33 protein-coding genes are annotated in these 22,117 nt (G+C 68.0%); 1 reads left to right on the top strand and 32 read right to left on the bottom strand.

The window, feature by feature from the left end; all coding sequences use genetic code 11:
* Positions 1–3: 3 nt before the first annotated feature.
* From ACZ5TV_RS08305 to ACZ5TV_RS08190, 24 genes are read right to left on the bottom strand one after another with little or no spacing between them, the layout of a single operon-like run.
* The gene (locus tag ACZ5TV_RS08305) at positions 4–501 is read right to left on the bottom strand and encodes an uL15m family ribosomal protein (protein WP_379778489.1); all 498 of its coding nucleotides are present in this window, start codon (positions 499–501) and stop codon (positions 4–6) included.
* Entirely contained in the window at positions 498–962 is a 465-nt protein-coding gene (locus ACZ5TV_RS08300; RefSeq protein ID WP_379778487.1) for a 50S ribosomal protein L30, read from the bottom strand. Before ACZ5TV_RS08300 ends, ACZ5TV_RS08305 begins: the two co-directional genes overlap by 4 nt.
* A complete protein-coding gene (locus ACZ5TV_RS08295; protein ID WP_379778485.1) occupies positions 962–1,609 on the bottom strand; it encodes a 30S ribosomal protein S5 in 648 nt (215 codons plus the stop codon). Before ACZ5TV_RS08295 ends, ACZ5TV_RS08300 begins: the two co-directional genes overlap by 1 nt.
* Positions 1,602–2,159 carry a 50S ribosomal protein L18 gene (locus ACZ5TV_RS08290; RefSeq protein ID WP_379778483.1) on the bottom strand — a complete coding sequence of 186 codons (558 nt, stop codon included), beginning with the start codon at positions 2,157–2,159 and terminating at the stop codon, positions 1,602–1,604. The genes ACZ5TV_RS08295 and ACZ5TV_RS08290 overlap by 8 nt, the downstream gene beginning before the upstream one ends.
* On the bottom strand, positions 2,159–2,620 hold the full coding sequence (locus ACZ5TV_RS08285) for a 50S ribosomal protein L19e (RefSeq protein WP_379778481.1): 462 nt from the start codon (positions 2,618–2,620) through the stop codon (positions 2,159–2,161). Before ACZ5TV_RS08285 ends, ACZ5TV_RS08290 begins: the two co-directional genes overlap by 1 nt.
* Positions 2,613–3,329, bottom strand: coding sequence for a 50S ribosomal protein L32e (locus ACZ5TV_RS08280; RefSeq protein WP_379778479.1), 717 nt, complete (start codon positions 3,327–3,329; stop codon positions 2,613–2,615). Before ACZ5TV_RS08280 ends, ACZ5TV_RS08285 begins: the two co-directional genes overlap by 8 nt.
* Before the next feature lies 1 nt (position 3,330).
* The gene (locus tag ACZ5TV_RS08275) at positions 3,331–3,864 is read right to left on the bottom strand and encodes a 50S ribosomal protein L6 (RefSeq protein WP_379778477.1); all 534 of its coding nucleotides are present in this window, start codon (positions 3,862–3,864) and stop codon (positions 3,331–3,333) included.
* 2 nt (positions 3,865–3,866) lie between these two features.
* Positions 3,867–4,259, bottom strand: coding sequence for a 30S ribosomal protein S8 (locus ACZ5TV_RS08270; protein WP_209483241.1), 393 nt, complete (start codon positions 4,257–4,259; stop codon positions 3,867–3,869).
* A gap of 2 nt (positions 4,260–4,261) precedes the next feature.
* Complete coding sequence (locus tag ACZ5TV_RS08265) at positions 4,262–4,435, bottom strand: 30S ribosomal protein S14 (protein ID WP_379778474.1); 174 nt, start codon at positions 4,433–4,435, stop codon at positions 4,262–4,264.
* Positions 4,432–4,956, bottom strand: coding sequence for a 50S ribosomal protein L5 (locus ACZ5TV_RS08260; RefSeq protein WP_379778472.1), 525 nt, complete (start codon positions 4,954–4,956; stop codon positions 4,432–4,434). Before ACZ5TV_RS08260 ends, ACZ5TV_RS08265 begins: the two co-directional genes overlap by 4 nt.
* Positions 4,949–5,704: a 30S ribosomal protein S4e gene (locus ACZ5TV_RS08255; protein ID WP_379778470.1), complete on the bottom strand. Its 756-nt coding sequence runs from the start codon at positions 5,702–5,704 to the stop codon at positions 4,949–4,951. Before ACZ5TV_RS08255 ends, ACZ5TV_RS08260 begins: the two co-directional genes overlap by 8 nt.
* Positions 5,701–6,057, bottom strand: a complete 357-nt coding sequence (gene rplX / locus ACZ5TV_RS08250; protein WP_379778468.1) for a 50S ribosomal protein L24 — start codon at positions 6,055–6,057, stop codon at positions 5,701–5,703. Before rplX ends, ACZ5TV_RS08255 begins: the two co-directional genes overlap by 4 nt.
* 2 nt (positions 6,058–6,059) lie before the next feature.
* Positions 6,060–6,458: a 50S ribosomal protein L14 gene (locus ACZ5TV_RS08245; protein WP_379778466.1), complete on the bottom strand. Its 399-nt coding sequence runs from the start codon at positions 6,456–6,458 to the stop codon at positions 6,060–6,062.
* On the bottom strand, positions 6,458–6,802 hold the full coding sequence (locus ACZ5TV_RS08240) for a 30S ribosomal protein S17 (protein WP_379778464.1): 345 nt from the start codon (positions 6,800–6,802) through the stop codon (positions 6,458–6,460). Before ACZ5TV_RS08240 ends, ACZ5TV_RS08245 begins: the two co-directional genes overlap by 1 nt.
* On the bottom strand, positions 6,793–7,251 hold the full coding sequence (locus ACZ5TV_RS08235; protein ID WP_379778462.1) for a ribonuclease P protein component 1: 459 nt from the start codon (positions 7,249–7,251) through the stop codon (positions 6,793–6,795). The genes ACZ5TV_RS08240 and ACZ5TV_RS08235 overlap by 10 nt, the downstream gene beginning before the upstream one ends.
* A 2-nt stretch (positions 7,252–7,253) precedes the next feature.
* Positions 7,254–7,466 (bottom strand): 50S ribosomal protein L29, encoded by a 213-nt coding sequence (gene rpmC, locus ACZ5TV_RS08230; RefSeq protein ID WP_379778460.1) that lies wholly within the window; start codon positions 7,464–7,466, stop codon positions 7,254–7,256.
* Positions 7,467–7,468: 2 nt separating this feature from the next.
* Positions 7,469–8,410, bottom strand: a complete 942-nt coding sequence (locus ACZ5TV_RS08225) for a 30S ribosomal protein S3 (RefSeq protein WP_379778458.1) — start codon at positions 8,408–8,410, stop codon at positions 7,469–7,471.
* A complete protein-coding gene (locus tag ACZ5TV_RS08220; protein WP_379778456.1) occupies positions 8,410–8,874 on the bottom strand; it encodes a 50S ribosomal protein L22 in 465 nt (154 codons plus the stop codon). Before ACZ5TV_RS08220 ends, ACZ5TV_RS08225 begins: the two co-directional genes overlap by 1 nt.
* Before the next feature lie 3 nt (positions 8,875–8,877).
* Positions 8,878–9,303, bottom strand: a complete 426-nt coding sequence (locus ACZ5TV_RS08215) for a 30S ribosomal protein S19 (protein ID WP_379778454.1) — start codon at positions 9,301–9,303, stop codon at positions 8,878–8,880.
* The gene (locus tag ACZ5TV_RS08210) at positions 9,300–10,022 is read right to left on the bottom strand and encodes a 50S ribosomal protein L2 (protein ID WP_379778452.1); all 723 of its coding nucleotides are present in this window, start codon (positions 10,020–10,022) and stop codon (positions 9,300–9,302) included. Before ACZ5TV_RS08210 ends, ACZ5TV_RS08215 begins: the two co-directional genes overlap by 4 nt.
* A 1-nt stretch (position 10,023) precedes the next feature.
* Complete coding sequence (locus ACZ5TV_RS08205; protein WP_379778450.1) at positions 10,024–10,278, bottom strand: 50S ribosomal protein L23; 255 nt, start codon at positions 10,276–10,278, stop codon at positions 10,024–10,026.
* Positions 10,275–11,021, bottom strand: a complete 747-nt coding sequence (gene rpl4p, locus ACZ5TV_RS08200; RefSeq protein WP_464383691.1) for a 50S ribosomal protein L4 — start codon at positions 11,019–11,021, stop codon at positions 10,275–10,277. The genes ACZ5TV_RS08205 and rpl4p overlap by 4 nt, the downstream gene beginning before the upstream one ends.
* A gap of 3 nt (positions 11,022–11,024) precedes the next feature.
* Positions 11,025–12,041 carry a 50S ribosomal protein L3 gene (locus ACZ5TV_RS08195; protein ID WP_379781252.1) on the bottom strand — a complete coding sequence of 339 codons (1,017 nt, stop codon included), beginning with the start codon at positions 12,039–12,041 and terminating at the stop codon, positions 11,025–11,027.
* Between the two features lie 4 nt (positions 12,042–12,045).
* Positions 12,046–12,912, bottom strand: a complete 867-nt coding sequence (locus tag ACZ5TV_RS08190; protein ID WP_379781254.1) for a putative RNA uridine N3 methyltransferase — start codon at positions 12,910–12,912, stop codon at positions 12,046–12,048.
* A gap of 246 nt (positions 12,913–13,158) precedes the next feature.
* Here ACZ5TV_RS08190 and ACZ5TV_RS08185 point away from each other — a divergent pair, with 246 nt between their 5' ends.
* Complete coding sequence (locus ACZ5TV_RS08185) at positions 13,159–14,301, top strand: aminopeptidase (RefSeq protein WP_379781256.1); 1,143 nt, start codon at positions 13,159–13,161, stop codon at positions 14,299–14,301.
* 81 nt (positions 14,302–14,382) lie between these two features.
* Here ACZ5TV_RS08185 and ACZ5TV_RS08180 read toward each other — a convergent pair whose 3' ends face one another.
* From ACZ5TV_RS08180 to ACZ5TV_RS08145, 8 genes are all read right to left on the bottom strand, one after another.
* A complete protein-coding gene (locus ACZ5TV_RS08180) occupies positions 14,383–14,802 on the bottom strand; it encodes a hypothetical protein (protein ID WP_379781258.1) in 420 nt (139 codons plus the stop codon).
* A gap of 89 nt (positions 14,803–14,891) precedes the next feature.
* Positions 14,892–16,628 carry a phenylalanine--tRNA ligase subunit beta gene (gene pheT, locus ACZ5TV_RS08175; protein WP_379781260.1) on the bottom strand — a complete coding sequence of 579 codons (1,737 nt, stop codon included), beginning with the start codon at positions 16,626–16,628 and terminating at the stop codon, positions 14,892–14,894.
* Positions 16,628–18,166, bottom strand: a complete 1,539-nt coding sequence (gene pheS, locus ACZ5TV_RS08170) for a phenylalanine--tRNA ligase subunit alpha (protein ID WP_379781262.1) — start codon at positions 18,164–18,166, stop codon at positions 16,628–16,630. Before pheS ends, pheT begins: the two co-directional genes overlap by 1 nt.
* 295 nt (positions 18,167–18,461) lie before the next feature.
* Positions 18,462–19,118, bottom strand: a complete 657-nt coding sequence (locus tag ACZ5TV_RS08165) for a M48 family metalloprotease (protein ID WP_464383690.1) — start codon at positions 19,116–19,118, stop codon at positions 18,462–18,464.
* Between the two features lie 189 nt (positions 19,119–19,307).
* The gene (locus ACZ5TV_RS08160; protein WP_464383689.1) at positions 19,308–19,958 is read right to left on the bottom strand and encodes a nucleotide-binding protein; all 651 of its coding nucleotides are present in this window, start codon (positions 19,956–19,958) and stop codon (positions 19,308–19,310) included.
* The gene (locus ACZ5TV_RS08155) at positions 19,955–20,929 is read right to left on the bottom strand and encodes a DUF7857 domain-containing protein (RefSeq protein ID WP_464383688.1); all 975 of its coding nucleotides are present in this window, start codon (positions 20,927–20,929) and stop codon (positions 19,955–19,957) included. Before ACZ5TV_RS08155 ends, ACZ5TV_RS08160 begins: the two co-directional genes overlap by 4 nt.
* 24 nt (positions 20,930–20,953) lie before the next feature.
* Complete coding sequence (locus ACZ5TV_RS08150) at positions 20,954–21,724, bottom strand: DUF7856 family protein (protein ID WP_379780791.1); 771 nt, start codon at positions 21,722–21,724, stop codon at positions 20,954–20,956.
* The gene (locus ACZ5TV_RS08145; protein WP_379780789.1) at positions 21,721–22,059 is read right to left on the bottom strand and encodes a DUF7855 family protein; all 339 of its coding nucleotides are present in this window, start codon (positions 22,057–22,059) and stop codon (positions 21,721–21,723) included. The genes ACZ5TV_RS08150 and ACZ5TV_RS08145 overlap by 4 nt, the downstream gene beginning before the upstream one ends.
* Positions 22,060–22,117: the final 58 nt, after the last annotated feature.

Genomic DNA, 22,117 nt, shown 5'->3' with positions numbered 1-22,117 from the left:
AACTTACGCCTCGTTATTATTCTCGTCCGAAGTGTTTTCCGGTTCGTCGTCGGCGGGTTCGGCGCGATCGGAAAGGACCGCGTCGCCGCCGGCGGACTCGATACCCTCGACTGCGCCGGCCGTGAACGCGTCGGCCGTCACATGGAGCTCGTTTCGGACCTGCCCGCCACCGAGAACCTTCACGACGTCGGCGTCGTGCCCGTCGTCAACGACGTCGCGTGCGTCGATAACGTACGCGTCGCCGTCCTCCTCGGCGAGGCCGTCCGCGACGTACAGCGCCGCGTCTTCGTCGAGCTTCTGGGCTTTGACCTCGAGGACGTCAGTCTGCGCGTCCTCCGGCCGCTTGAACCCGTGCTTGCCGAGGGGTCCGTAGTTGTGGAACTCGTGTTTCGAGCGGCCCGCAGCACCGCGACCGCCGCGGTGACCGGCACCGCGCCGGTTCTTGTGCGTGCCGCCGCCGTGTGTCCGAGAGCCTCGCTGTCTGCGTTTCTTGTCTGTCATCGCATCGCCTCCAAGAGCGAATCGATCTCTTCGGTCGAGTGTCGGCCGAGCTCGCCGCCCTCGATGACGGGGTGTTTGATCCCGTCATGGCCGCCACGCGGCGCGTGCAGTCGAAGCGTCGGGGAGAGACCCTGCTCGCGCAGCGTCGTCTCCTCGCCGACGACCGCCGCGGCCAGCGCCTCGACGTCGTCGTACTCCGTGTTGTCCGCGATCCACTCGTCGTCGATATCGGCGTCGCCCTCGAGCGGTTCGCCGCGCCGTTCGATGGTGGCCGCGACCGCTTCGACGCTCGGTTCGCCGAACGCGACGAGGTCGTTCACCTTCGTGATCATGCCGCGATAGGAGTCGGTCTCCGGAACGAACGTGGCGTGGTTGACGCGCCCGACGTTCAGCATGTCGAGCGTGTCCTCGACGCCCTGTTCGACGTTGACCTCACCGCGGAGCTGGACTATCGCCTGCATCACTCGCTCACCTCGTCGTAGTGGACCTGTCGAGCGTGCTGCGGCGTTCGGGACTGCGCTGCGTTCTCCAAGGCGTTGAACGTCGCTTTCGCGAGGTTCACCGTCGTACGGGTGTTGCCGTCAGAGCTCGTCCACGCGTCCTCGACGCCGGCGAGCTCGAGGATGTTCTTGACCGTCTCGGCGGCCGCCAGCCCGAGCCCCTGCGGGGCGGGCTTGATCTCGACGGTGACGGAGCCCGCCTTCCCCTCTGCTTTCCGGGTGAGCGAGTTCGTTCCGCCGGGTTGGTCCTCCCACGACCCCGAGCCACGGTCGACCTTGATTACGTTCAGTTTCGCGACGTCGATCGCCTTCTGGATCGCGCCGCCGACCTGATCGTCACGCGCCTGCGCGTAGCCGAGGTAGCCGTCGCGGTTCCCCACCGCCACGACACACCGGAACTTCACGCGCCGACCGGAGTCGGTCATTCGCTGGACCATGTTGATGTCCAGCACTTCGTCTTCGAGCCCCGGGAGGAGCTGGTCGACGATCTCGGCCTCCTTCAGCGGGAGCCCGGAGTCGAGTGCCTGTTCCATGGACGTGATGTCCCCGTCCTGTACCTTGCGGCCGAGACGCGTTCGCGGCTCCCAGCCGTCGTCGTGTCTACTCATGGGTCTCCTGTAGCTCGTCGAGCACGTCGTCGAAGTGCTCGGGTAACTCGCTGGCGTCGAACTCCCCACTGTACAGCGGCTCGTCGAGCTGCTCGGCGTACGCGGCGATATGCTCGCCACGCGTGCGCGACCAGTCGGCCAGCACGTCGTCGTTGTGGGGGATCTCGAGGCCCGCGTCGATCGCTCCTTCCTGTACTGCGAACGTCTTGTTGCCGGGCGTCGCCGTGTTGAGCCCGATGTCGAGTACGGCCTCTTCGAGGCCGGCGTCGACGGCGCGAGCGCCGGCGAGGTATCCCGTGAGGTACGCGCTGGGGAGATTGCCCGTCGGGGCGTCCCAGCCGTACTCCGCGAGGTCCTCGCTCGTGGCTGTCGCGTGGGTCTCATCGCCGTCGGATCCGGGGGTAACCAGCTGCGCCCTGACGTGAGCGTTGCTCACCCGAGCGACCAGGCGAGGCTTGCCCGATTTCAGCAGGCGCAACCTCTGGTGGTAATCCGTCCGGACCTCGCGGCGGCGCCGCATCGGCACCTTGTATCGTGGTCCTGTCGCCATTATTCTCTCACCTCGTAACCGTACTGCGTCTCGATGAACGCCTCCAGACGGGCGACGTCCTCGAACTCGCCACCGCTCGCTTTGTTGTAGAGCGTGCGGTATTCGCTGGCGTCGAGCATGTCCGCCTCGTCGCGGAGCTCCTTGAGGCGCGCACGCTGTGCGCGGATCCGCGCCTTCCAGTCGTCTTTCGTGTTCTGTCGCGCACCGGCTTTCCCTTTCCGGGTGCCGGCGCCGGACTGATGACCGTACGAGCGCTTCTCGGCGCGCTCTCGGGCCCGACCGCGGGAGTTCGTCTTCGCGTCCTTCGCGCGGATCGTCCCCTGGTCGATGAGCTCGCGGATGTCCTCGCGAGTGATCGCGTCGGCGATCGCCTCCTGTGCCTCGGGGTCGAGCCAGACGCGGCCCTTGCCGACGTCCAGCTCGTCCGCTGCAAGCCGTTTCTGTGCTTTCAGGTCACTCATCGTCGACCTCCACTTCGACGTAGGTCGGATTGAGAACGCGGATCTCGCGCTCCTCCGCCTCGTCCTCGATCAGTTCGCGTTTCCGGCCGCCGACCTTCGAGGCGATCCGTACCGCCTGCGTGTCGCCGTCGACGCCCTCGAGGTCGTCCGTGTTGTGAACACGGACCTCCTCGAAGCCGCTCGGATGCAGGTCGCGCGACGCGGTCGGCGAGCGGAACCCCGCCTCGACGACGTCGCCTTTGCCTTTCATCCGGCGGCGCTGCTTCGAGAGCCCGCCGCGCGGCTTGCGCCACGAGGTCGGGATGCGCTTCTTTTTGTGGTAGTCCTGCCGGTTGAACTGGGGTTTCCCCTCGCGGTGCTTCTGTGCGAGCGCGCGAGCGGTATCGTCGTCCAGCTCCGGCGTCTTGTCGGCGTGACCACGGGGACGAAGCTCCGTCTCGACCGTCTCGTCGGCGTCGGCCTCCTCGTCGGCGGCCTCGTCCTCCTCCTCGGTCTCGTCTTCGATCTCCGCGTCCGCCTCCTCGTCGACCTCCAAGCCACCGACGTCGGCTTTGATACGCGCGGCGAGCGCGTTCCCGACGCCGTCGACCTCGGAGAGCTCCGACTGGGAGGCGGCCTTCACGTCCTCGACCGTCTCGTAGCCGGCCGCACGAAGGGCGTCCGCCTTCGAGGGACCGACACCGCTGATGTCTTCGAGCTCGTCTGCCATGTTAGGCACCTCCAGTAGGCTTCTCGACGATGTACACGCCGTCTTGGAAGACACGCGTGTCCTTGTCGGTCACCTTCGTCAGCTGTTCGATGTCGGCGGCGGTCTGCCCGACGGCCTCCTTGTCGGAGCCCGACAGCGTAACCGTCTCGCCGTCTACCTGTACGTCCGTATCCCCGCGGATCGGGGCGCGCCGTGCGGCCCGCTCACCGAGGAAGTTCTCGATGACGACCTCGTCGCCCTCCACGTTGACCTGCATCGGGAAGTGGGCGTAGAAGACTTCCATCTTGTACTCCCATCCGTCGGTCACGCCGTGGATCATGTTGGAGACGTGGCTCTCGAAGGTGCCGACCGTGGCGTTCGTCTTCGCGTCCTCGTTCTCCGAGGCGATCACGACCGCGCCGTCCTCGACCGACACGTCGATGTCGGGGTACCAGAGGCGTCGCGTGACGCTTCCATTGGGACCCTCGACCGTGAGCTCGAGGTGGTCGATCTCGGCGGAGACGTCGTCCGGGATCTCGATTTCGACTCTGTTCATTGTTAGTATACGTATGCGATCACTTGGCCACCGATGCCCTCTTCGCGGGCCTCGTAGTGACTCATGACGCCGTGGCTCGTCGTGACGATGAGCGTCCCGTAGTCACGGGCGGGGAGGTATCGCTTCTCCCATTTCTCGAACTCGTCCGCACCCGCCGAGTAGCGGGGCTTGACGGCACCACATTCGTTGATCGCGCCTTTCAGTTCGACCTCGAACTTCCCGGCTTTCCCGTCGTCGACGTACTCGAAGCCGTCGACGTACCCGCGGTCGTAGAGGACCTCGAGGACGGAGCCGATGATGTTCGAAGCGGGCTCTACCGTGTACGACAGGTGGCCGACGCTCTCGGCGTTATCGACGCCTGCGAGCGCGTTGGCGAATGGATCGTTTCCTGTCATGATCAGCTGTACTTCTCGAATCCCATGTCTCGAGCGACCTCGCGGAAGCACTGCCGGCAGAGGTTGATGTCGTACTTGCCGACTAACCCCTGCTCGCGGTCACACCGCCGGCACGAGTGCCGGTGACCGGTGCGTTTCGCCGCGTGCTCGCCCGTCTCGTTGTTCGCTTCACTCATGCCGTTATCTCCACGTCGAAGTTCGTTTCGAGGAACGCGATCGCGTCCTCGGCGGTCATCCGATGGTTCGACGGGATCGATCGGGTGACCTTGTCGCGTTTGGCGACGCGGTACCCCGGCCGGACGATCGTCGTCGTCACGTCGAGCCCGTAGATACCGATGTTCGGGTCGTATTCCTGGCTCGGGAAGTCGGTGTGGTCCTCGACCCCGAAGCTCAGGTTCCCCGTGTCGTCGAACTGGCTCTCCGCAACGTCGACCAGATCGAGTGCGGTCTCGAGGAACTCGTGTGCGTCCTCGCCGCGAAGCGTCACCTTGACGCCGATCGGGTCGCCCTTGCGGATCCCGAACTCGGCGATGGTGCGCTTCGAGGTGGTCCGAACGGACTGCTGTTCGGTGATCTCCTCGATGATCTCCTCGGCGTCCGCGAGCGGCTCACCGCCCTGGCCGACGCCCATGTGGACGACGACCTTCTCGAGGGTCGGCTCGCGCATCTCGTGGGTCACGGTCTCGGCGTCACTCATCGCTCTCACCCGCCTCGTCGGCGTCGGACTCGGCCGCCGCCTCCGCGGCGTCCTCGTCGTCCGTGAAGTTCTCGTCGATGACGACGACGTACTCCTCGACGGTCTCGTACCCGTCACCGTCGTCGCCGACGACAACGGTGTTCGAGCCCGATCCGAGGGTGACGTCGATCGTCTCGATCGTCCCGATGCTGCCGGCGTGCTGGCCGGCGACCGCGGTGACGAGCGCGCCCTCCTCGTACTCGAAGTGGGCGACGATCTCCTTCGACTCGTTGTCGATGACGATCGAGTCCTTGGTGTCGTAGTCGGCGTCGACATCGACACGCACGTTGGTGCCGTCGTGGAGCGTCAGCTGGGCGTCGCCGCCGGGAACGACCGTCTTGTTGACGACCTTCCCGAGGCGGCTGCCCGCGGACTCCTCGTCGATGGGCGTCAGCGCGAGCCGACCCCCCTCGTCGGGGAAGACGCGGAAGTACTCCCCGCGAACGGGGAACGCCAGGATGTCGAACATCCCGATCGGACGCTGTTCGTCCGAGATCGCGTCCCCGTTGACGAGGACCGAGTCGGTGTTCAGCGCGTAGCGCGCCTCCTTCGTCGAGTCGACGTAGCCGAGCACGTCCCGCAGCAGGACGACGAGCGGAACCCCGTCCTCACCGTGCGGGCCGGCGCCGGCCTTCACGGTGAACGTCTGGGTCTTCCGCTCGACCGGCCATGAGTTCGGTACTGCCAGTCGTTTCTGATGTCGCGTCATTCGTTGTCCTCCTGGAGCCGCGCCTCGCGACGCTCGTCCGTGAGGTCCAGCTCCGTCACGCGGACGTTGCTCGCCGGGAGCGGGCGGGGAGCCTCTTCCCCGTCCGCTCGCTCGACGGTCACGTCCTCGACGGTGATCCGCTCGTCCGTGAGGTCGACCGAGAGGACCTCCCCCTCGGTGCCCGCGGCGTCGCCGCGGAGTACCTCGACGGTGTCGCCCGCGTTGACGCGGACGTTTCGCTGGCCGTACTCCTCGCGGAGTTCGTCCGTGAGCGTGGCTCGGACCTGTCGCTGTCGCTCGTGAAGCGACGCGGTCTCCGACCGTTTTCGTTGTTTGCGTGGCTGTTTCGTCATTGTTATACGATCATCGTCGCGGTCGACGCGATGCTCCCGTATCGCTCGGCGACCTCACGCGCGACGGGACCTTTGATCTCGGTCCCGCGCGGTTCGTCGAGGTCGTCGATGATGACGGCCGCGTTGTCCTCGAATCGGACCCGCGTACCGTCGGGACGGCGGATCGGCTTGCGCTGGCGGACGACGACCGCCTCCAGCACCTGCCGCCGCATCTCCGGCGTCCCTTTCGTGACCGATACGGTCACCTTATCGCCGATACCCGCCTTCGGATGTCGGTTCTTCGTGCCGGAGTACCCCGACACGGAGATCACCTTGAGCTCGCGTGCGCCGGTGTTGTCGGCACACGTGATGAGCGACCCCTTCGAGAGGCCCGGCGTGACGTCGGCTTTGAGCGCCTCCATCACTGATCACCCGACAGGTTCTCGACGACGACGTGTGATTTCGTCTTCGAGAGCGGTCGCGTCTCCGCGATCGTCACTTCGTCACCTTCCTCGAGCGAGTCGAGCACGCCCGGCACGTGTGCCGGAATGCGCGACCGACGCTTCATGTACCGATCGTATTTCGGTACGAACACGTCGTATTCTCGCTCGACGATGACGGTCTTTTCCATATCCGTCGACACGACCGTCCCCTCTCGGAGCTGGCCGCGGACGGGAAGCTCCCCGTAAAAGGGGCACTTCTCGTAGTCGTAATCCTCCGGGTCCGTTGGTTCCGGAGGCATGGGTACGTCTATTCCTATCGCCATTGTGAGACTCCTCGTTCGGTGCGTTCGGCGGGCCGGTCCCGCAGCCGCGTACCATCCACCGTAACGTAGCCTACGCCTTTGCACTCGCCTCGCCGGCTCGCCGAGCCCGCGTCGTCACCGACGACGACGGTTGTGGACTCGGACGGGCCGGACTGACGGGGGCGGACCCCCGTAGTATCCGACCCGAGTTGGGACGCAGACCCCGACGACTGGCCGTCGTCGGCGGCTTCATCTGTGCGTGCGGTCGCCGTCTCGACGACCGCGAACTCGAACGTCGTGCCCCGCTTGGGCACTCGTTTATCCCCCGATCCGGTCCGCACCACGAGGGTGTTGACCGTCTCGAACAGCACGCGACCCGCGATCCCGACGTGGGCGTCGCTGTCGGCGTCAGCCACCCGAACCGGGAGGCCGACGAGTTCGTGCCGTGTGAGCGTTTCGGGGGAGATCATCGTTACTCGTCGTCGAAGTCGCCTTCTTCCTGCTGGATCGTCTTGATCCGCGCGATCGTCTTCTTCAGCTCGTTCATGCGGCCCGGGCTCTCGGGCATCCCGCCGGCCGCCTGCTGTGCCTTCGTGTTGAGGAGCTCCGTCTCGAGCTCCTCCAGCTCGACCTCCCGCTCGGCGGCGGTCATGTCACGGATCTCTTCGGTGTAGAGGATAGCCATTGTTACTCGTCCTCCTCGTCGTCGGCGGCTTCCATCTCCGCGACCAAGTCGGCCGCCTCGGACTCGATCTCCTCGTCGAGCTCGTCGAGCTCGTCCGGTTCACCGTCGACATCGCCGGTCTCGACCGGCTCCTCGGCAGGAACGTCCGTCGCGTCACCGCCGGCGTCGGCGGCCTCTTCGACGACCTCCTCGACGACTTCCTCGTCGATGACGTCCGCCGGGTCCTCATCCGGGACCTCGACGTCGTCGTCGGCCCCGACGTCCGGGACATCCTCGGGTTCCTCCTCCAGAAGCGCTTCGACGCCCTCGTCGGCGCCCGCACTGGCCTGTTCGACCTCCGGGACCTCGGCGTCCTCACGGATATCGAAGTCGTCCGGGAGCTTCGCACCCGGCGGGATGATCTTCACGTTGACCCCGATGGTGCCGAGTTTCATCACGGCGACGCCCTGGCCGTGGTCGACGACCTCCTGGGCGGGCTCGCCGTTGTGTTTGATGTAGCCCCGGTTGAACTTCTCGACACGCGAACGCGCGCCGGTGACCTTCCCGCTCAGGACGATCTCGGCGCCCAGCGCGCCGGCGTCCATGATCCGGTCGATCGTCGTGTGACCCGCCTTCCGGAAGTACCAACCCCGTTCGAGGGCGTTGGCGAGACGGTCAGCGACGATCTGGGCGTTCAGGTCGGGCTCGTCGACCTCCTGAACGTCGATCTGGGGGTCGTCCATCCCGAATCGCTCTTCCAGCTCCGTGGTGATCTTCCGGATGTTCTTCCCGCCTTTCCCGATGACCATCCCGGGCTTCTCCGCCTTGAGGACGATCTGGGTGCCCATCGGCGTCTTGGCGACGTCCATGCCGCCGTAGCCGGCGCGCCCGAGCTCGTCGGCGAAGAACTCGTTGATCTGTGAACGGCGAAGGCCGTCCTCGATGAATTGGTGTTCGTCAGCCATTAGTCGTCACCCTCCGGCTCCTCGATGATCAGTTCGACGTCCGCGAGCGTCGTGTTCCACTGGGTGGCACCCGCCGCGCGCGGGTTCCGACCCGGTCGCTCGCCGACCTTGTGCGGGGCGACGTGTTTGATAACCATCTCGTCGCCGTCGAACCCCTGCTCGATCGCGTTGTTCTTGACGTTCTCTAGGAGCTTGAGGAAGTCCTTCGCGGCCTTCTCGGGGTATCGGCCCGCGTCCCACCCGTCGATGTCGGACCGGTGGCCCGCGCCAGCGTTGTGCTGGCGCATCGGGACCGACCGCTCCTCGTCGATGACGGCGTGGAGGAACTCCTCGGCGTCGGCGACGGTCTCGCCTTTGATCTCCCGGGAGATCTCCTTGCTGTCCTTCACGCTGATGGGCCGGTCGCGGAGCATCCCCTTGGCGGTGGTCTCCGGGTCGGCCTCGACGCTGTAATTGATTCCCATGGGTTACTTGAGGGGCACGAACTTCGAGGACCGGGTCGCGCCGATGCCGGCCTGGCCGTGTGAAACGGTGCTTCGAGTGAGGTGGAACTCGCCGAGATAATGACCGATCATCTCGGGTTCGACCTGCACGCGCTCGAAGCTGTGGCCGTTGTACACGGAGAAGGTGATACCGACGAACTCCGGCAGGATCGGCATGTCGCGCAGATGCGTCCGGATGGGGTCGTCGGCGGTCTCCTCTTTGTCGCGGTTGCGGGCCTTCTCGAGCAGTTTCTCGTGCTCGACGCCCAGCCCTCGCGTGATACTTCGCCGCTGGCGTGCGGGGAGCAGTTCCGCGACTTCGTCTACGTCCATTTCCTGCAGCTCGTCGAGCGAGTGACCGCGGTAGGCGAACTCTTTGCCCTCGCGGCCGGTACGGTATTCGGAACTCATTTGTTGCTACCTCGTCCGGTGCGTTTGGATGCGATGTCACCGACCTTCCGTCCCGGCGGGGCGTCCCGCGAGACGGACTTCGGCTTGCCGGGGTGCTGTCGGCCACCGCCACCGAACGGGTGGTCGACGGCGTTCATCGCGACGCCGCGAACGCGCGGGTACTTCGTCCCACGTGCTCGCATCTTGTGATGCTTGTTGCCGGCCTTGACGAACGGCTTCTCCGTCCGTCCACCGCCGGCGACCACGCCGATCGTGGCGCGGCACTGCGGGTCGAGCCGCTTCACTTCGCCGCTCGGCAGCTGGACGACCGTGACGTCACGGTCGTGGGTGAGAAGCGTCGCCGAGACGCCCGACGCGCGGGCGAACTTCCCACCGTCGCCCCGGTTGCTCTCGACGTTACAGACGGGGACCCCCTCGGGGATCTCCGCCAGCGGCAGGGTGTTGCCGGGTTTGATCTCCGCGCTCACGCCGACCTGGATCGTGTCGCCCACGCTGACGCCTTCCGGCGCGAGCACGAGGCGACGGTCGTCGTCCTCGAACGCGATCTCCGCGAGGGGAGCCGAGCGGGCGGGGTCGTGTTCGATCCCGACGATCTCGCCGCTGATCGTGTCGGCGTCCTCGAGTGTTTTGTGCGACAGCTCCGCCTTGTAGCGGTGGGACGGGGCCCGGAACGTCGGGCCGCCGCGTCCACGCCGCTGTCCTTGGATTCGTCGTCCCATCTCAGAACACCCCGATACGGGAGGCGATCTCGGTCGCGTCGTCGTCGTCCGACAGCGTGACCGTCGCCTTCTTTTTGCCTTTCGACGTCACCTGCGTGTTCACATCGTCGACGACCACGTCGTACCGGCGCTCCACTTCGTCGCGGACCTCCGGTTTCGTCGCGTCGACGTCGACGAGGAACAGCAGCTTGTTCTTGAAGTCCATCTCGTTCATCGCCTGCTCGGTCACGAGCGGGTGTTCGATGATCGAGCTCATCGGTCGGCCACCTCCTCGACCGCGCTCTCGGTCCACAGCGTGAGTCGACCCGGGTGTGCACCGGGCGCGAGGTCCTCCGCGTTGACCTCGCCCGCAGTCGCGACGTCAACGCCCGCGAGGTTGCGGGCGGCACGCGACGGCGTCTCGCTGGTGACGACGAGCACCGATTTCGGCTGGCGGTACTTGCGGCCGCGGGCTTTCCCTTGTCCCGCGCGGACGGAGCGTCCGTCCTCGGCGCGCTCGATGTCGGCATCGACGCCGACGGCTTCGAGCACGCCCAGGGCGTCCTGGGTCTTCTCGAGGTCCTCGAACTCGTCGCTCACCACGAGCGGGAGGTCGAGGTCCTCGTCGAACGCGTGGCCGCGCTCGGCGACGAGCTCGGCGTCGGCGGTGGCCGCGATGGCCGACCGGACGGCGAGCTGTCGTTCCTTGTCGTTGAGTTTCTTCGTCTGGTCCTTCTCGGCCTTCGGCGGGTGCGCGCGGCGGCCCGACACGGCGTGCGGGACGCGGCGAGCGACGTTCTCGGAGCGCGGGACGTGTGCGAGCCCGCGACCGGAGCCGAACGACTCCGCGGGGGTTCGCAGCCCGGCGAACTCGTCGGCACCGTAGGCCTGTTTCCGGTTAGCCTGTGCGGCGGAGACCGCGCGACCGATGAGGTCCGGTCGGAACGCGGTGTCGAAGATCGCCGGCAGCTCGATGCTGCCCGCGTCCCCGCCGTCCAGGTCGTGTACTGTTGCGTTCATTGGTTATCCCTGGTTGGATGCGGTGGATACGTACCGGACCTCGGGGTCGAGGCGCGGCTGGTCGTTCGGCCGGATGGCCGGGCGGAACCGCAGCAGACGCTGTTCCGGCCCCGGCAGCGAGCCCTTGATGAGCGCGTACTCGCCGTCGACCTCGCCGTAATTGACGAAGCCGCCGTCGACGGAGGCGTCGTCGCCCTCGCCGAAGTCGATGAGGCGCTTGTTGAGCTCGGTGCGCTGGTGGTAGCCGGTCTGGCCCTGCTGGGGGACGGTGGAGCGGACGCGGGAGGGGTTCCACGGACCGAGGTTACCGATCCGACGCCGCCATCCCTGACGGGCGTGTTTCCCCTTCCGTTTCTGAACGCCCCATCGCTTGACGGGACCCTGCGTCCCCTTCCCCTTCGTGATGCCGGAGACGTCGGTGTACTGTCCGGCCCGGAAGACGTCGCCGAACTCGTGGGCGCCGCCCGCCTCGACGAGTTCGAGCGCGAAGTCGGCGCGCTCCGCGAGGGAGCCGCCGCCGACGCGCGTCTCCATGACGTCGGGTTTCTTCTTCGGGACGTTCGCGAGCTCCGAGGGCGACGTGTGCGTGATCGCACGAACGTCGTCGACGACGCCGTCGTCGAGCAGCTCGCGCAGCTCGGCGGCGTCGGTCTCGAAGGTGTCCTCCATCGGGAGGTCGAGCGCGCGGTCGAGCTCCTCGTGGAACTCGGTGGCCCATACCTCGGCGACGGGTTTCTGTCCGTACGGCGTCTGTTCGTAGGCTCGCACGGCGACGGCGTGCATCGGCGGCGTCTCCACCACCGTGACGGGGACGGATTCCTCCATCCCCTCCCGGGGCGAGTCCGCCTCGTCGTTGACCATCATGACGTGGGTCATCCCGGCTTTGTAGCCGGCGAACCCCTGCAGTGCGGGGGCCCCATCGTCGTCTGGCCACGAGCGGATGCGCGGCACCTCGCTGTCGGCGCGGGTGCGTGGGCCGTAGCCCAGCGAGCCTTTTCGTGGTCGGCTTGGTTGTGGCATGTGTTTACTCCGTGAGTGTGAGCGAGCCGAGGGTCGCGAACAGAGCCTCCTCCGTTCGGACTACCCCGCTGCCCTGTGCCGGGATCGTGTTCAACCAGAGGTCGAACCCCGGATCGGGTTCGACGCGGCGGCCGTCGGCGACGGCCGCCTGGACTGTCTCGGGTGATACCCCGAGCATCTCCGGAAGCCCCCGTTCGGGCGCGCCGAAAGCGACGGTGTACCCGCCGGCTTCGCGCGCGTCCGAGACGATATCGCCCAGTCGCGAGACGGAGAGCTCCTCCCCGTACCGCGACGTCGCGACGGCGAGTCCGTCGCCGCCGAGCGCTTCCGAAAGGTCCGCTCCCACGACCTGAAAACCGTTCGCCGGTTTTCCGGTGATGCGGGCGCGGACCGGTTCTCTCGAAGAGACCCTGATGGTGACGCGCTCCCCCCGCTCGACCTCCATTCCGGAGGGGACGAGCAGGGAGATCGGGTGTTCCCGCAGCGGGGAATTGACCCGAACGCGGCCTTCAGGTCCGACCTCGGTCACGAGTCCCTGTGTTGTCGACTCTTCCCCGTCGGGGGACGAGCCGGTCCGCCATGACACGCGGAGCGGCGGCAGTACGCCGGCGTACCGGAGCGCGTCGCGTTCCCCCCAGAGCTCCTTCCGGAGCGCCGGGGGCGTCGCGGCGTACCCCAGCACGGTTCGGACGTACTCCCCGCCCCGGCGGCGTTCACCTTCCCGGTCGGGGAAGACGACGAGCCGGTCCGCCCGGAACACCGCCGCCGCACGGGCGACGTAGCCGAGTTTGCGAGTCGCCTCGCGGTCGTCCTCGGCTTCCCGGACGACCGAGGACGGAACACAGATCGTGACTCCGTCCTCGGTGCGCATCGTGGCGAGACTGTATACCCGATTCCGGACGACGGCGTAAAAGGATAGCGGTCCGGTTTCCGGGCTGTGGACCGTTCACACGGCGCTTGGCGAGCGATACGGGTCGTTCGGATCGCCGATCCCCGATGGCCGGGCGAGCGCTCGTAGTCGGGTGAGTCCCGGGTGAGTGTCACAGTCGGCCGACCGGGTCGCGGCCGGTCCGGCCGGCGAGGACGCCTTTTTCAAGGGTCCCCGAGACGAGACGGTATGGACGAACGCGTCAGGGAACACGCGGAGCTGCTCGTCGACTGGAGCGCGCGGGTCGAAGCCGGTGACGACGTGGTCGTGAGCGTCGCCGAGGACGCCCACGAGCTGGGCGTCGCCGTCGCCGAAGCGCTCGGCGAACGCGGGGTAAACGTCACGACGCTGTACGGTTCCGACGAGATCGGCCGCGCGTATTTAAAAGGAGCCGAGACACGAGCCGACGGCGATAACGCCGAGGTCCCCGAGTTCGACAACGACCCCGCCGTCGATCGGGCGATCTTCGAGGCGGCAGACGCCTACCTCCGGATCGGGGGCGGTCGCAACACCACCGCCTCGGCCGATGTCGCGAGCAGCACCCGCCAAGTCTACGCCAAAGCCCGGAAAGAGGTCCGCGAGGCCCGAATGGACACCGACTGGGTGTCGACAGTTCACCCCACGCGCAGCCTCGCACAGCAGGCGGGAATGGCCTACGAGGAGTATCAGGACTTCGTGTACGACGCCGTCCTGCGCGACTGGGAGTCGCTGGCCGCGGAGATGTCCCACATGAAGGAGGTGTTGGACGCCGGCAGCGAGGTGCGGATCGTCACCGAGCGCGACGACGCGCCCGACACCGATATCACGATGTCGATCGCGGGGCGAACCGCCGTCAACTCCGCGGCCTCCGTCGCGTACGACTCGCATAACCTGCCGAGCGGCGAGGTGTTCACCGCCCCGTACGACACCGAGGGCGAGGCGTTTTTCGACGTGCCGATGACGATCGACGCGACCCGAGTGCGGAACGTCCACCTCACGTTCGAAGGGGGCGAGGTCGTGGACTTCTCCGCGGGCGCGGGCGAGGGCGCGCTCGCGGGCGTACTCGATACCGATGAGGGCGCGCGCCGCCTCGGAGAGCTCGGGATCGGCATGAACCGCGGCATCGATCGGTTCACCGACTCGATCCTCTTCGACGAGAAGATGGGCGACACCGTCCACATGGCGGTCGGCCGCGCCTACGACGCCTGCCTTCCGGACGGGAAGTCGGGGAACGACAGCGCGGTCCACGTCGACATGATAACCGACGTGAGCGAGGACTCGTTCATGGCCGTCGACGGCGAGGTCGTCCAGCGGAACGGCACGTTCCGGTGGGAGGACGGGTTCGAGGCGTAGCGGAGCGGCCGACTCCGCTTATAAATGCTCTCCGAGGCGCTCGACGACGCTTATAAACACGGACGGAACCCTCGACGACCCTTATAAACCGACCCGCGGCCGATCGGCCGCGAGCCGCCATAGCGCCGGCGAGAGCGCGATCGCCGTCAACAGCCCGTGGACGGCACCGTCCGCGGCGAGAACGAGTCCCCATACGACGATGGCGGTCAGCGCGACGGTCCCGCCGATCCACCCGAACACCCACCGACGGTACAACGCGAGGCCGCTGGCGACCGCGAGAGCGCCGAACCCGCCGTACACGGCAGCCGTCACGGTTCCATGGGGGACGACGGCGTCGACGACGACCGGCCCCGTCAGCAACGCGGCCGCGGCAACGAGGAGCGTGTACGCTCCCGAGAGGACACAGACGACCGCGTACGCGACCCGTTCGGACGCGGACAGCTCGCTCTCGTCGGACGGGCGTCGGTGGCGGAGCGGGGTCGGTATCGCGTGGAGGGGCATACGAGGTGTTCACGGCGCGGTCGACAAAAACTCGACCCCGGTGCGACCAACGGCTCGATCGCCCACAACCCGACCGCCCACAACCCGACCTACCGCAGCGCGTCGAGGTCGAACTCGAAGGCGGCCACCGGCACCTCCAGGTCGTGTTCGACGAGCACCGCGGGGTGGAGCTCGCCGACGACGCCGACGGAGTCGCCGTCGACCACGACCTCGGCGACCCGGCCGTCGATGAACGACGGGTGGTCCGTGGGCGGCGTCGAGAGGTCGGCACGGAAGTCGTCACACACCGACTGGAGACGGCCCTTCGCCGCCTCGTAGGAGGCGTCGCGGCGGGCGACCGCGCCGGCGACGTGGCGGGCCTCCGCGACGTTCGTGTTCTCCGTCTCGTCGCGCTCGGCGACGAAGCCGATCTCCGAGACGTCCTGCGGGTAGGCGTTGTGGGTGTTCCCCTCCAACAGCAACAGAAGCGACGGGAGCGCCCACGTCCGCAGCTGGGTGTACTCCTCGCTGTACGGCTCCGTGATCGACACGGGCTCGCCGCCGCCGAGGACATCGGTCCCCGCCTCGACGTTCATCCGGTCGTAGTTCTCGACCCCGCTCGTCATGTGGAAATTCAACAGGTCCTCGAAGCCGAGGCCGACGAGGCTCGTCCGGACGGCGTCCTCCAGTCGTGTCCGCTCGTGACGCCTGCCGACGGTACCGATGTCCGGGTATCTCGGCTCCAGGTTCCCGAACCCGTACGCCCGACCAACGTCGTCGACGAGGTCGAGCGGGTGGAGCACGTCGACACGGTACGGCGGGATCTCGACGTCGTACACCACGTCCTCGTCGAGGGTGTACGTCGCGTCCAGCCCCGAGCGCTCGAAGCAGTCGACGACGTCCTCCGGCTCGAACTCGACGCCGAGCAGCGTCTCGATCCGGTCGTGGCTCACCGACTTCTCGTCGATCTCGAGGTTCGGCCGGAGCAGCTCCGGGCCGTACTCCGCGGGATAGGCCGCGCCGTCGGCGTACTCGACCTCCACCTCCTCTATCGTCGCACCCCGTGCGGAGAGCGCGTAACAGACGATCGTACACATCTTGTCGATCGTCCACTGGTCGGTGCCGGTGAGCTCGACGAACAGCTCGCGGGAGCCGGTCGTCACCTCCGTCCGCTTCCCGTTGATCACCGGCGGGAACGAGAACAGCCCGAGTTCGTCGTAGATCGCCGGGTAGCGGTCGTACTCGCGCACGAGGTCCGCGTACTTGCGGCCGGTGTCGTGCTCTTCGAGGACCGCCGCCGGACTCAACTCGTCGTTCGCGTCGAGCGGAACGAACGTGTCGCCGTCGGGGTCGACGCCGCGGTACGTGATCGACCGCTCCGCGCCCTCCTTCAGCGGCGCGCCCTTCACCATCGCGAGGTCGTGGATCCCGATCGCGCCCTTCGCGCGACCGCGACCCATGGTCGCGTGGAGCTTCTCTTGGAGTTGGATCAGCGAGTCGAGAGCGGCTTCGTCCAGATCGACGCCGCGAACCACCGCACCCGTCACGTAGGGACGCTCGTCGGGGACGGATTCGTCGACCTCGATCGTCCACTCGGCGTCGTTGGTGTCCGGGACGTACACGCCGCGGTCGTCGCCGTAGTGGTAGCGGAGCGACCGCGCCACGCCCTCGACGCTCAGCCGGTCGAGCCGGTCGGGCGCGAACTCGAACTGGAGGTCGCCGTCGTCGGTCTCCCCCTCGAACTCCAGACCGAGCCCGAACAGATCGTTCTTGAACGTCTCGTCGTCCGTGTCCGTGTGGCCGGTGAGCTGCCGCAGCTCGTCGGGATCGACATCGACGACGGGCATCAGTAGCTCACCTCCGCGTTCCGTAGGAACTCGATGTCGGCCAGCGTCCCGTGGAGGTCGCGGATGTCCTCCGCGCCGGTGGTCAACATTGCGAGCCGCTCCAAGGCGAGTCCCCACGCCATCACGTCGCAGTCGACGCCGAGCGGCCCGGTCACCTCCTCGCGGAAGATACCGGAATTGCCGATCTCGATCTCCTCGCCGGTCTCGGGGTGTTTCCCGAACAGCTCGAAGGAAGGCTCGGTGTAGGGGTTGTAGTGCGGCTTGAACCGGATGTCGGTGATACCGAACTGTCGGTAGAACTCCTCGAACGTCCCCATCAGGTCACGCACGGAGAGATCCTCCGCCATCACCCACCCCTCTATCTGGAAGAACTCCAGCAGGTGGGTCGGATCGAGCGTGTCGTTCCGATACACCTTCTCGACGGAGAAGTAGCGCTGTGGCGGCTCCAGCTCCGCGCCGGCGTACCCGGAGAGGTAGCGCATCGACAGCGAGGTCGTGTGCCCGCGCAGCGCCACCTCCCGAGCGAACGCCTCGGACCACGGGGAGTGGTAGCCGTCACCGTCCGCACCGTACCCGTCGCGATGCGCCGACTCGACCCGCTCGATGAGCTGTTCGGGGATGTCGTCCATCGGCGGCACGTCGAGCGCGAACCGGTCCCAGTGGGTCCGAGCCGGGTGGTCCTGCGGCATGAACAGGCAGTCGTTGATCCAGAAGTCGCTGTCGGCGTGGGGGCCCTCCATCTCCTGAAACCCCATCCCGACGAGCACGTCCTTCACCCGGTCCGCGGTCCGCCGAAGCACGTGCTTTCGACCGCCGCCGACCGCGGGGGCGTCGGCGGTCACGTCGTACTCGCTGAACTCGACGTCGCGCCACTCGCCGCTGGCGATCAGCTCCGGGGTGACCTGCCCGACCGTCTCCGCGGCCTCGACGCCCTCCATCAGCGCCGTGACGCCCTCGTCAGTCAGCGTGACCGATCGGGTGGTCCGTTCCGTGATCTCGACCAGCCCGCGCGAGGCGAGTCGGTCGAGGACGTCGTCGTCGACGTCGATGTCGGCTAGATCGATGTCGGCTACATCGCCGTTGGCGTCGTCGCCGAGCGCCGCCAGCGCCGTCACCTCGGGGTCGTCGTCGGGATCGACCGACGGGTCGATCGTCAGCTCGCCCGAGTCGACCGAGCCGAACCCTTTCCGCGGGAAGTTCGCTAACGCGATGTCGACCTCGGGGCCGGCGAGGTCGGCACGGCCGATTGCCTCGCCCATCGAGACGGGGTCGTCCGCCGCGCCCGCGTCGAGCGCGGCGCGGAAGAGGCGAGTCTCGGGGAGACTCTCGTCGAGGTATTCGCGCCCCTCGTCGGAGAGGGTCGCGACATCGACGGTCGTCTCCGATACCTCGACGAGGCCCTCGTCGCGGAGGTCGAACGCCGCGCCGGTGACCGTCTCGGGTTTCAACCCCGTCTCGGCCGCGAGGTCGTCTATCGTCCGTTCGTCCGTCGCGCTCGCGGCTTCGAGGACCGCGAGCTGTCGTTCCGGGAGTCGCATTCGGTTGTGTGGATACGTGTGTGGCTGCGTGGTAACGGTTCCGGCACGTTGCCGGCGCGATGCGTGGCGGCCGTCGCGGCTCCCGCCGGACGGGGCCGCGCGACCGCGGGCCGAGTCGCCCGGTTTCACCCTCCCGCCGCGGGACGGATCCGCCGCGCGCGACTCAGCCGAAGAAGGCCCCGAACGCGTCGCCGTCGCTCGTGCGGGCGATCCCGCCAGCCGTGTGTTCGGGTGGCATACAGCCACGTGGCCCGCGCCGGGAGTTATGTGTTGTGTTCGGCGAGAAACGCGCTCGTCACTCCCGGTCGTCGCGGTCCCGAAGCGCGGCGATCCGGTCGCCGAGCGGCGGTTGGACTTCGAACCACGTCGACCAGTCGCCGGTCTCCGGTTCGACCCCACGCAACGCCGCGACGTGTTCGAACGCGTCGGCGACGCGGGCGCCCCCGGCGACGTCCGCCGCCCGCTGGTCCGCGGCGTACTGGACGCGTCGGCCGACCCAGAACGACGCGAGGCCGACGGCGATGACCGCCGTGAACCCCGAGCCGAACGGGACGACCGTCGTCACGATCGCCGCGAGCAGGCCGACGACGGCCGCCACCGCGACTGCGCGGAACTCCCCGTAGTAGGCGTCGACTCGCCCCGACTCCGCGGCCAGGAGCCCGATCGCGACGTCCTCGTCGAGCTCGTCGAGCACGTAGTCGGTGACGAACAGCACCCGCCTGCGCGGTGGACCCCGGACGGCGACGTCGACGGACTCCGACCCGCTCGTCTCGACGATCGCGACCCGGTCGACGTCGAGCCCAGCCGCCTCACGGAGCGCGTCGAGCGCCGCCCGTTCCGGGTCGGTCGGCTCCCGGAGCTCGCGGAACCGGTCGTTGACGATCAGCGGGCCGACCTCGACCGCGAGGAACGCGACGACGCCGACGGAGACGAGGAACGCGGCCGTAAGCATCGGCCGTGTCTCTGGGGCGCGGCCGCTAAAACCACCCGGTCTCGCTCGCCGACCCGACCGATCCCCGTGTCGGTCAGTGCGAGCCCCAGTCCGTCGGTGCGGGTCTCAGTCTGTCAGTGCGTGTCTCAGTCGATCGGCGGTGATCCCGAGCAGCCAGCGTTGGTCTCGAGCAGTCAGCGCGGAACTCCGTCAGCGCGGGACCCGATCGGCCAACGACCGGATCGCCGCTGTGGCCTCGCTGTCCGGTGCGGCGTCGACGACTGGTTCCTCCGCCACGACGGACCGGCCGACGCGCGGGTCCGCGGGCACGACCGCCGCCGGCGCGCCGAGGGCGTCCGCGATCGCGTCCGTCGGCGGATCGTCGGTCACGCGATTGACCGCACAGCCGACGAGGCCGGCAGCTAGTTCCCGGGCGAGCGCCCGAGACTTGATCGCGTCCGCCAGCGCGAACGCCCGGGGGGAGACGACGATCAGACAGGCGTCCGCGACCGCGAGCGGCACCCCGGCGTCCGCCCGTCGCCCAGCCGGGCAGTCGATCACGACGGTCCCGTGTTCGCGCTCGATGGCCGCCACGGCCGCGGTGAGGTTCGTTAGGTCGGCCGCCCGAGCGCCGGCGAGCGTCCGCCCGCAGGGGACCACGTCGACCGGGCCGGGACGGACCGCCTCCGTCACTGCCGCGTGGCCGGCGAGGACGTCGTGGAGGTCCGGTCCGCGTCCACCGGGGAGGTCCGCCATCCCGAGGTCGGCGTCGACGACGACCGCGTCGAGCGCGGCGGCGACGTTGTACGCGAGCGTGGTTTTCCCGACCCCGCCCTTCCCGCCCGCGACGGCGAGGATCACGAGAGCCGCTCCAACGCCGCCACGGGCGCGTCCGTCGCCTCGGCGCGGTCCGCCAGCTCGGCCGCCCGGTCGCTTACCCGGCGGAGCAACGCCGCGTCGGCATCGACCCGCTCGTCGAGGGCCGCGACCGCGTCGACACCACCGATGGCGGCGACGTGCTCCGTCGCAGCGTCAAGATCGGCGTCCGCGAGTCGCTCCGCGCGGTCGACCCGTCGCTCCACCGCCGCGAACCACTGGTCGAGACGGACGGGTCCGATCGGCGAGAAACCACCATCGTCGTCGACGTCAGAGCCCCCCTCCTCCTCGTCGGTACGGGGGCCTCCTATTCGAGGGCCTTCCTCGTTCGCGTCGACACCGGGTCCGTTCTCGTTCTCGTCAGCATGGGGCCTCACGGAGGGGTATTCGGACGCACTGTCGCCGTCCCCCTCGGCGACACGTCTCACCGAGACGGACTCCGGGTTCTCTTGGTCGGTAGAACCGACGGAATCGTCGTGTTGTATCGCGGTTGCGGGCTCCGAGTCGGCCGGACCACCAGCTCGGACGGCCGGACCACCAACTCGGACGGCCGGACCACCAGCTCGGACGGCGGCACGCGGCGGACGATGTGTCCCGAGCGTCCGGATCGCCTCCGCGACCTCCAACTCTCCGTCTTCGTGCGTCACGTCCGTCGCATCCGGCGGGTCTACCGCGTCCAGCGTATCGACCCCGACGACCGTGGCGGGCGGGTCGACCGGCGTAGCCGGCGATGCGAACCCGACACCGCGGGTTTCCCGGGATTCGAGCCGAAGGGTGACGCCGTCACGGTCCCACCCGGCCTCCGGGACGCCGGAGCGGCGCGGTGGTAGAACCGGTCCGTTGAGCCGGCTATCGATCCGAACGCGCCGGGGGACGTCGGCGTCGTTTCGGACTCGACAGGCGACGAAGCAGACGCCATCGACGGTGTCGACGGTACACGAGAGATCGACGCTCATGCGGTGGCTGGCTCGGCATGGTATCTAAAGCTCCGGGCGCGTTGTCCGGACACCGAGGACTCGCTCCGCCGGCGGCCCGTCCCACGACTCGAAGGCGCTCACGACCGCGGGACTGAGCGAGACTGGTCCATCGATCGAAGCGATCCGAACCGCCGCGAGCGACGCGGCGACCCGCGACCCCTCGTACTCGCTCGCGTCGCGTCCGGGCGTCGCGAGATCGCCTTCCGGCACGGCAGGGAGAGCCTCCCGAAACGCCGGATATATCGAGTTCGCGAGCTCGGTTCGGGCGTCCCGCCGGCGGTTTCGAAGCCGGTCGGTGAGACGGAGGCGGCGCTCACGCTCGTCGCGCGCCTGCTTCGCCCGCCTGCGTGCCTGTTCGAGCCCTTGTTCGGCCGCGATGCGATCCGTCTGTGCGACGGACAGGGCCGCGGCCGCGTCCTGTAACTCCGCGATCGACGCCGCCGTGTCGGCGTCGACTGCCCGTCGGGCCCGGACGTCCCCACGGATGGTCGCGACGCGCTCTTTCAGCCGACCCTCCTCCCCGGTCGCATCGGCCAGCTGGCGACGGGCGCTCTGGAGGTCAACCGTCGGGACCGTGATCGACGCGATCTCCTCTCGAAGCTGGGCGATCTCGGACGCGAGCGAAGCGGTCCGCCCCCGAGATCGGGCGGCGGCCGCTAGAGAGACACGCACGGAGCGATCGGTTGGAACCGTCCCCAGCACCGCCTCCGGTGACGGGATACCGAGTCCGGGAGTCCCGCCGCCCGCATTACCCCCGGAATCCGACCGGCTCACAGCTCGCGCCCTCGTAGGGAGTCCGGGTCGGGGTAGTCCGTCCCCGCGGCGAACGACGCGTACGGTGTCGACCGCGTTTCGCGGTTCGCGTACGCGGTTGCCGCGTCACGGACCGCCTCGTCCACGGCAAGGAACTCGTTGAATGGTTCGGTCCGTTCGATCTGGACGTCGTCACCGTGCGTCTCCCTGAGACGCAATGCGAGGAACGCGCCGTACGCGGTCGGTTCGAACAGTGCCGCTCGGCCGAACCGTCGAGCGACCTGATCGTCGTGGCGACGACAGGCGTTACGGAGCCCGGTCCGGGCAGCCGACGAATACGTCACGACCAACAACACGAGCGTCACTGCTCGGGTCCCGAATAAATCGCTTCCGAACGGTGTCGTAGTCGGTATC

It is taken from the genome of Halorubrum tibetense, from assembly GCF_055396225.1.
The sequence above is the reverse complement of the archived record's forward strand: the minus strand, read 5'-3'. Positions and strand labels throughout refer to the sequence as shown.

Bases quoted from the DNA above. Each gene is read 5' to 3' on its own strand.
- ACZ5TV_RS08305 (WP_379778489.1), bottom strand. From the start codon at position 501: ATGACAGACAAGAAACGCAGACAGCGAGGCTCTCGGACACACGGCGGC.
- ACZ5TV_RS08300 (WP_379778487.1), bottom strand. From the start codon at position 962: ATGCAGGCGATAGTCCAGCTCCGCGGTGAGGTCAACGTCGAACAGGGC.
- ACZ5TV_RS08295 (WP_379778485.1), bottom strand. From the start codon at position 1,609: ATGAGTAGACACGACGACGGCTGGGAGCCGCGAACGCGTCTCGGCCGC.
- ACZ5TV_RS08290 (WP_379778483.1), bottom strand. From the start codon at position 2,159: ATGGCGACAGGACCACGATACAAGGTGCCGATGCGGCGCCGCCGCGAG.
- ACZ5TV_RS08285 (WP_379778481.1), bottom strand. From the start codon at position 2,620: ATGAGTGACCTGAAAGCACAGAAACGGCTTGCAGCGGACGAGCTGGAC.
- ACZ5TV_RS08280 (WP_379778479.1), bottom strand. From the start codon at position 3,329: ATGGCAGACGAGCTCGAAGACATCAGCGGTGTCGGTCCCTCGAAGGCG.
- ACZ5TV_RS08275 (WP_379778477.1), bottom strand. From the start codon at position 3,864: ATGAACAGAGTCGAAATCGAGATCCCGGACGACGTCTCCGCCGAGATC.
- ACZ5TV_RS08270 (WP_209483241.1), bottom strand. From the start codon at position 4,259: ATGACAGGAAACGATCCATTCGCCAACGCGCTCGCAGGCGTCGATAAC.
- ACZ5TV_RS08265 (WP_379778474.1), bottom strand. From the start codon at position 4,435: ATGAGTGAAGCGAACAACGAGACGGGCGAGCACGCGGCGAAACGCACC.
- ACZ5TV_RS08260 (WP_379778472.1), bottom strand. From the start codon at position 4,956: ATGAGTGACGCCGAGACCGTGACCCACGAGATGCGCGAGCCGACCCTC.
- ACZ5TV_RS08255 (WP_379778470.1), bottom strand. From the start codon at position 5,704: ATGACGCGACATCAGAAACGACTGGCAGTACCGAACTCATGGCCGGTC.
- rplX (WP_379778468.1), bottom strand. From the start codon at position 6,057: ATGACGAAACAGCCACGCAAACAACGAAAACGGTCGGAGACCGCGTCG.
- ACZ5TV_RS08245 (WP_379778466.1), bottom strand. From the start codon at position 6,458: ATGGAGGCGCTCAAAGCCGACGTCACGCCGGGCCTCTCGAAGGGGTCG.
- ACZ5TV_RS08240 (WP_379778464.1), bottom strand. From the start codon at position 6,802: ATGGCGATAGGAATAGACGTACCCATGCCTCCGGAACCAACGGACCCG.
- ACZ5TV_RS08235 (WP_379778462.1), bottom strand. From the start codon at position 7,251: ATGATCTCCCCCGAAACGCTCACACGGCACGAACTCGTCGGCCTCCCG.
- rpmC (WP_379778460.1), bottom strand. From the start codon at position 7,466: ATGGCTATCCTCTACACCGAAGAGATCCGTGACATGACCGCCGCCGAG.
- ACZ5TV_RS08225 (WP_379778458.1), bottom strand. From the start codon at position 8,410: ATGGCTGACGAACACCAATTCATCGAGGACGGCCTTCGCCGTTCACAG.
- ACZ5TV_RS08220 (WP_379778456.1), bottom strand. From the start codon at position 8,874: ATGGGAATCAATTACAGCGTCGAGGCCGACCCGGAGACCACCGCCAAG.
- ACZ5TV_RS08215 (WP_379778454.1), bottom strand. From the start codon at position 9,303: ATGAGTTCCGAATACCGTACCGGCCGCGAGGGCAAAGAGTTCGCCTAC.
- ACZ5TV_RS08210 (WP_379778452.1), bottom strand. From the start codon at position 10,022: ATGGGACGACGAATCCAAGGACAGCGGCGTGGACGCGGCGGCCCGACG.
- ACZ5TV_RS08205 (WP_379778450.1), bottom strand. From the start codon at position 10,278: ATGAGCTCGATCATCGAACACCCGCTCGTGACCGAGCAGGCGATGAAC.
- rpl4p (WP_464383691.1), bottom strand. From the start codon at position 11,021: ATGAACGCAACAGTACACGACCTGGACGGCGGGGACGCGGGCAGCATC.
- ACZ5TV_RS08195 (WP_379781252.1), bottom strand. From the start codon at position 12,041: ATGCCACAACCAAGCCGACCACGAAAAGGCTCGCTGGGCTACGGCCCA.
- ACZ5TV_RS08190 (WP_379781254.1), bottom strand. From the start codon at position 12,912: ATGCGCACCGAGGACGGAGTCACGATCTGTGTTCCGTCCTCGGTCGTC.
- ACZ5TV_RS08185 (WP_379781256.1), top strand. From the start codon at position 13,159: ATGGACGAACGCGTCAGGGAACACGCGGAGCTGCTCGTCGACTGGAGC.
- ACZ5TV_RS08180 (WP_379781258.1), bottom strand. From the start codon at position 14,802: ATGCCCCTCCACGCGATACCGACCCCGCTCCGCCACCGACGCCCGTCC.
- pheT (WP_379781260.1), bottom strand. From the start codon at position 16,628: ATGCCCGTCGTCGATGTCGATCCCGACGAGCTGCGGCAGCTCACCGGC.
- pheS (WP_379781262.1), bottom strand. From the start codon at position 18,166: ATGCGACTCCCGGAACGACAGCTCGCGGTCCTCGAAGCCGCGAGCGCG.
- ACZ5TV_RS08165 (WP_464383690.1), bottom strand. From the start codon at position 19,118: ATGCTTACGGCCGCGTTCCTCGTCTCCGTCGGCGTCGTCGCGTTCCTC.
- ACZ5TV_RS08155 (WP_464383688.1), bottom strand. From the start codon at position 20,929: ATGAGCGTCGATCTCTCGTGTACCGTCGACACCGTCGATGGCGTCTGC.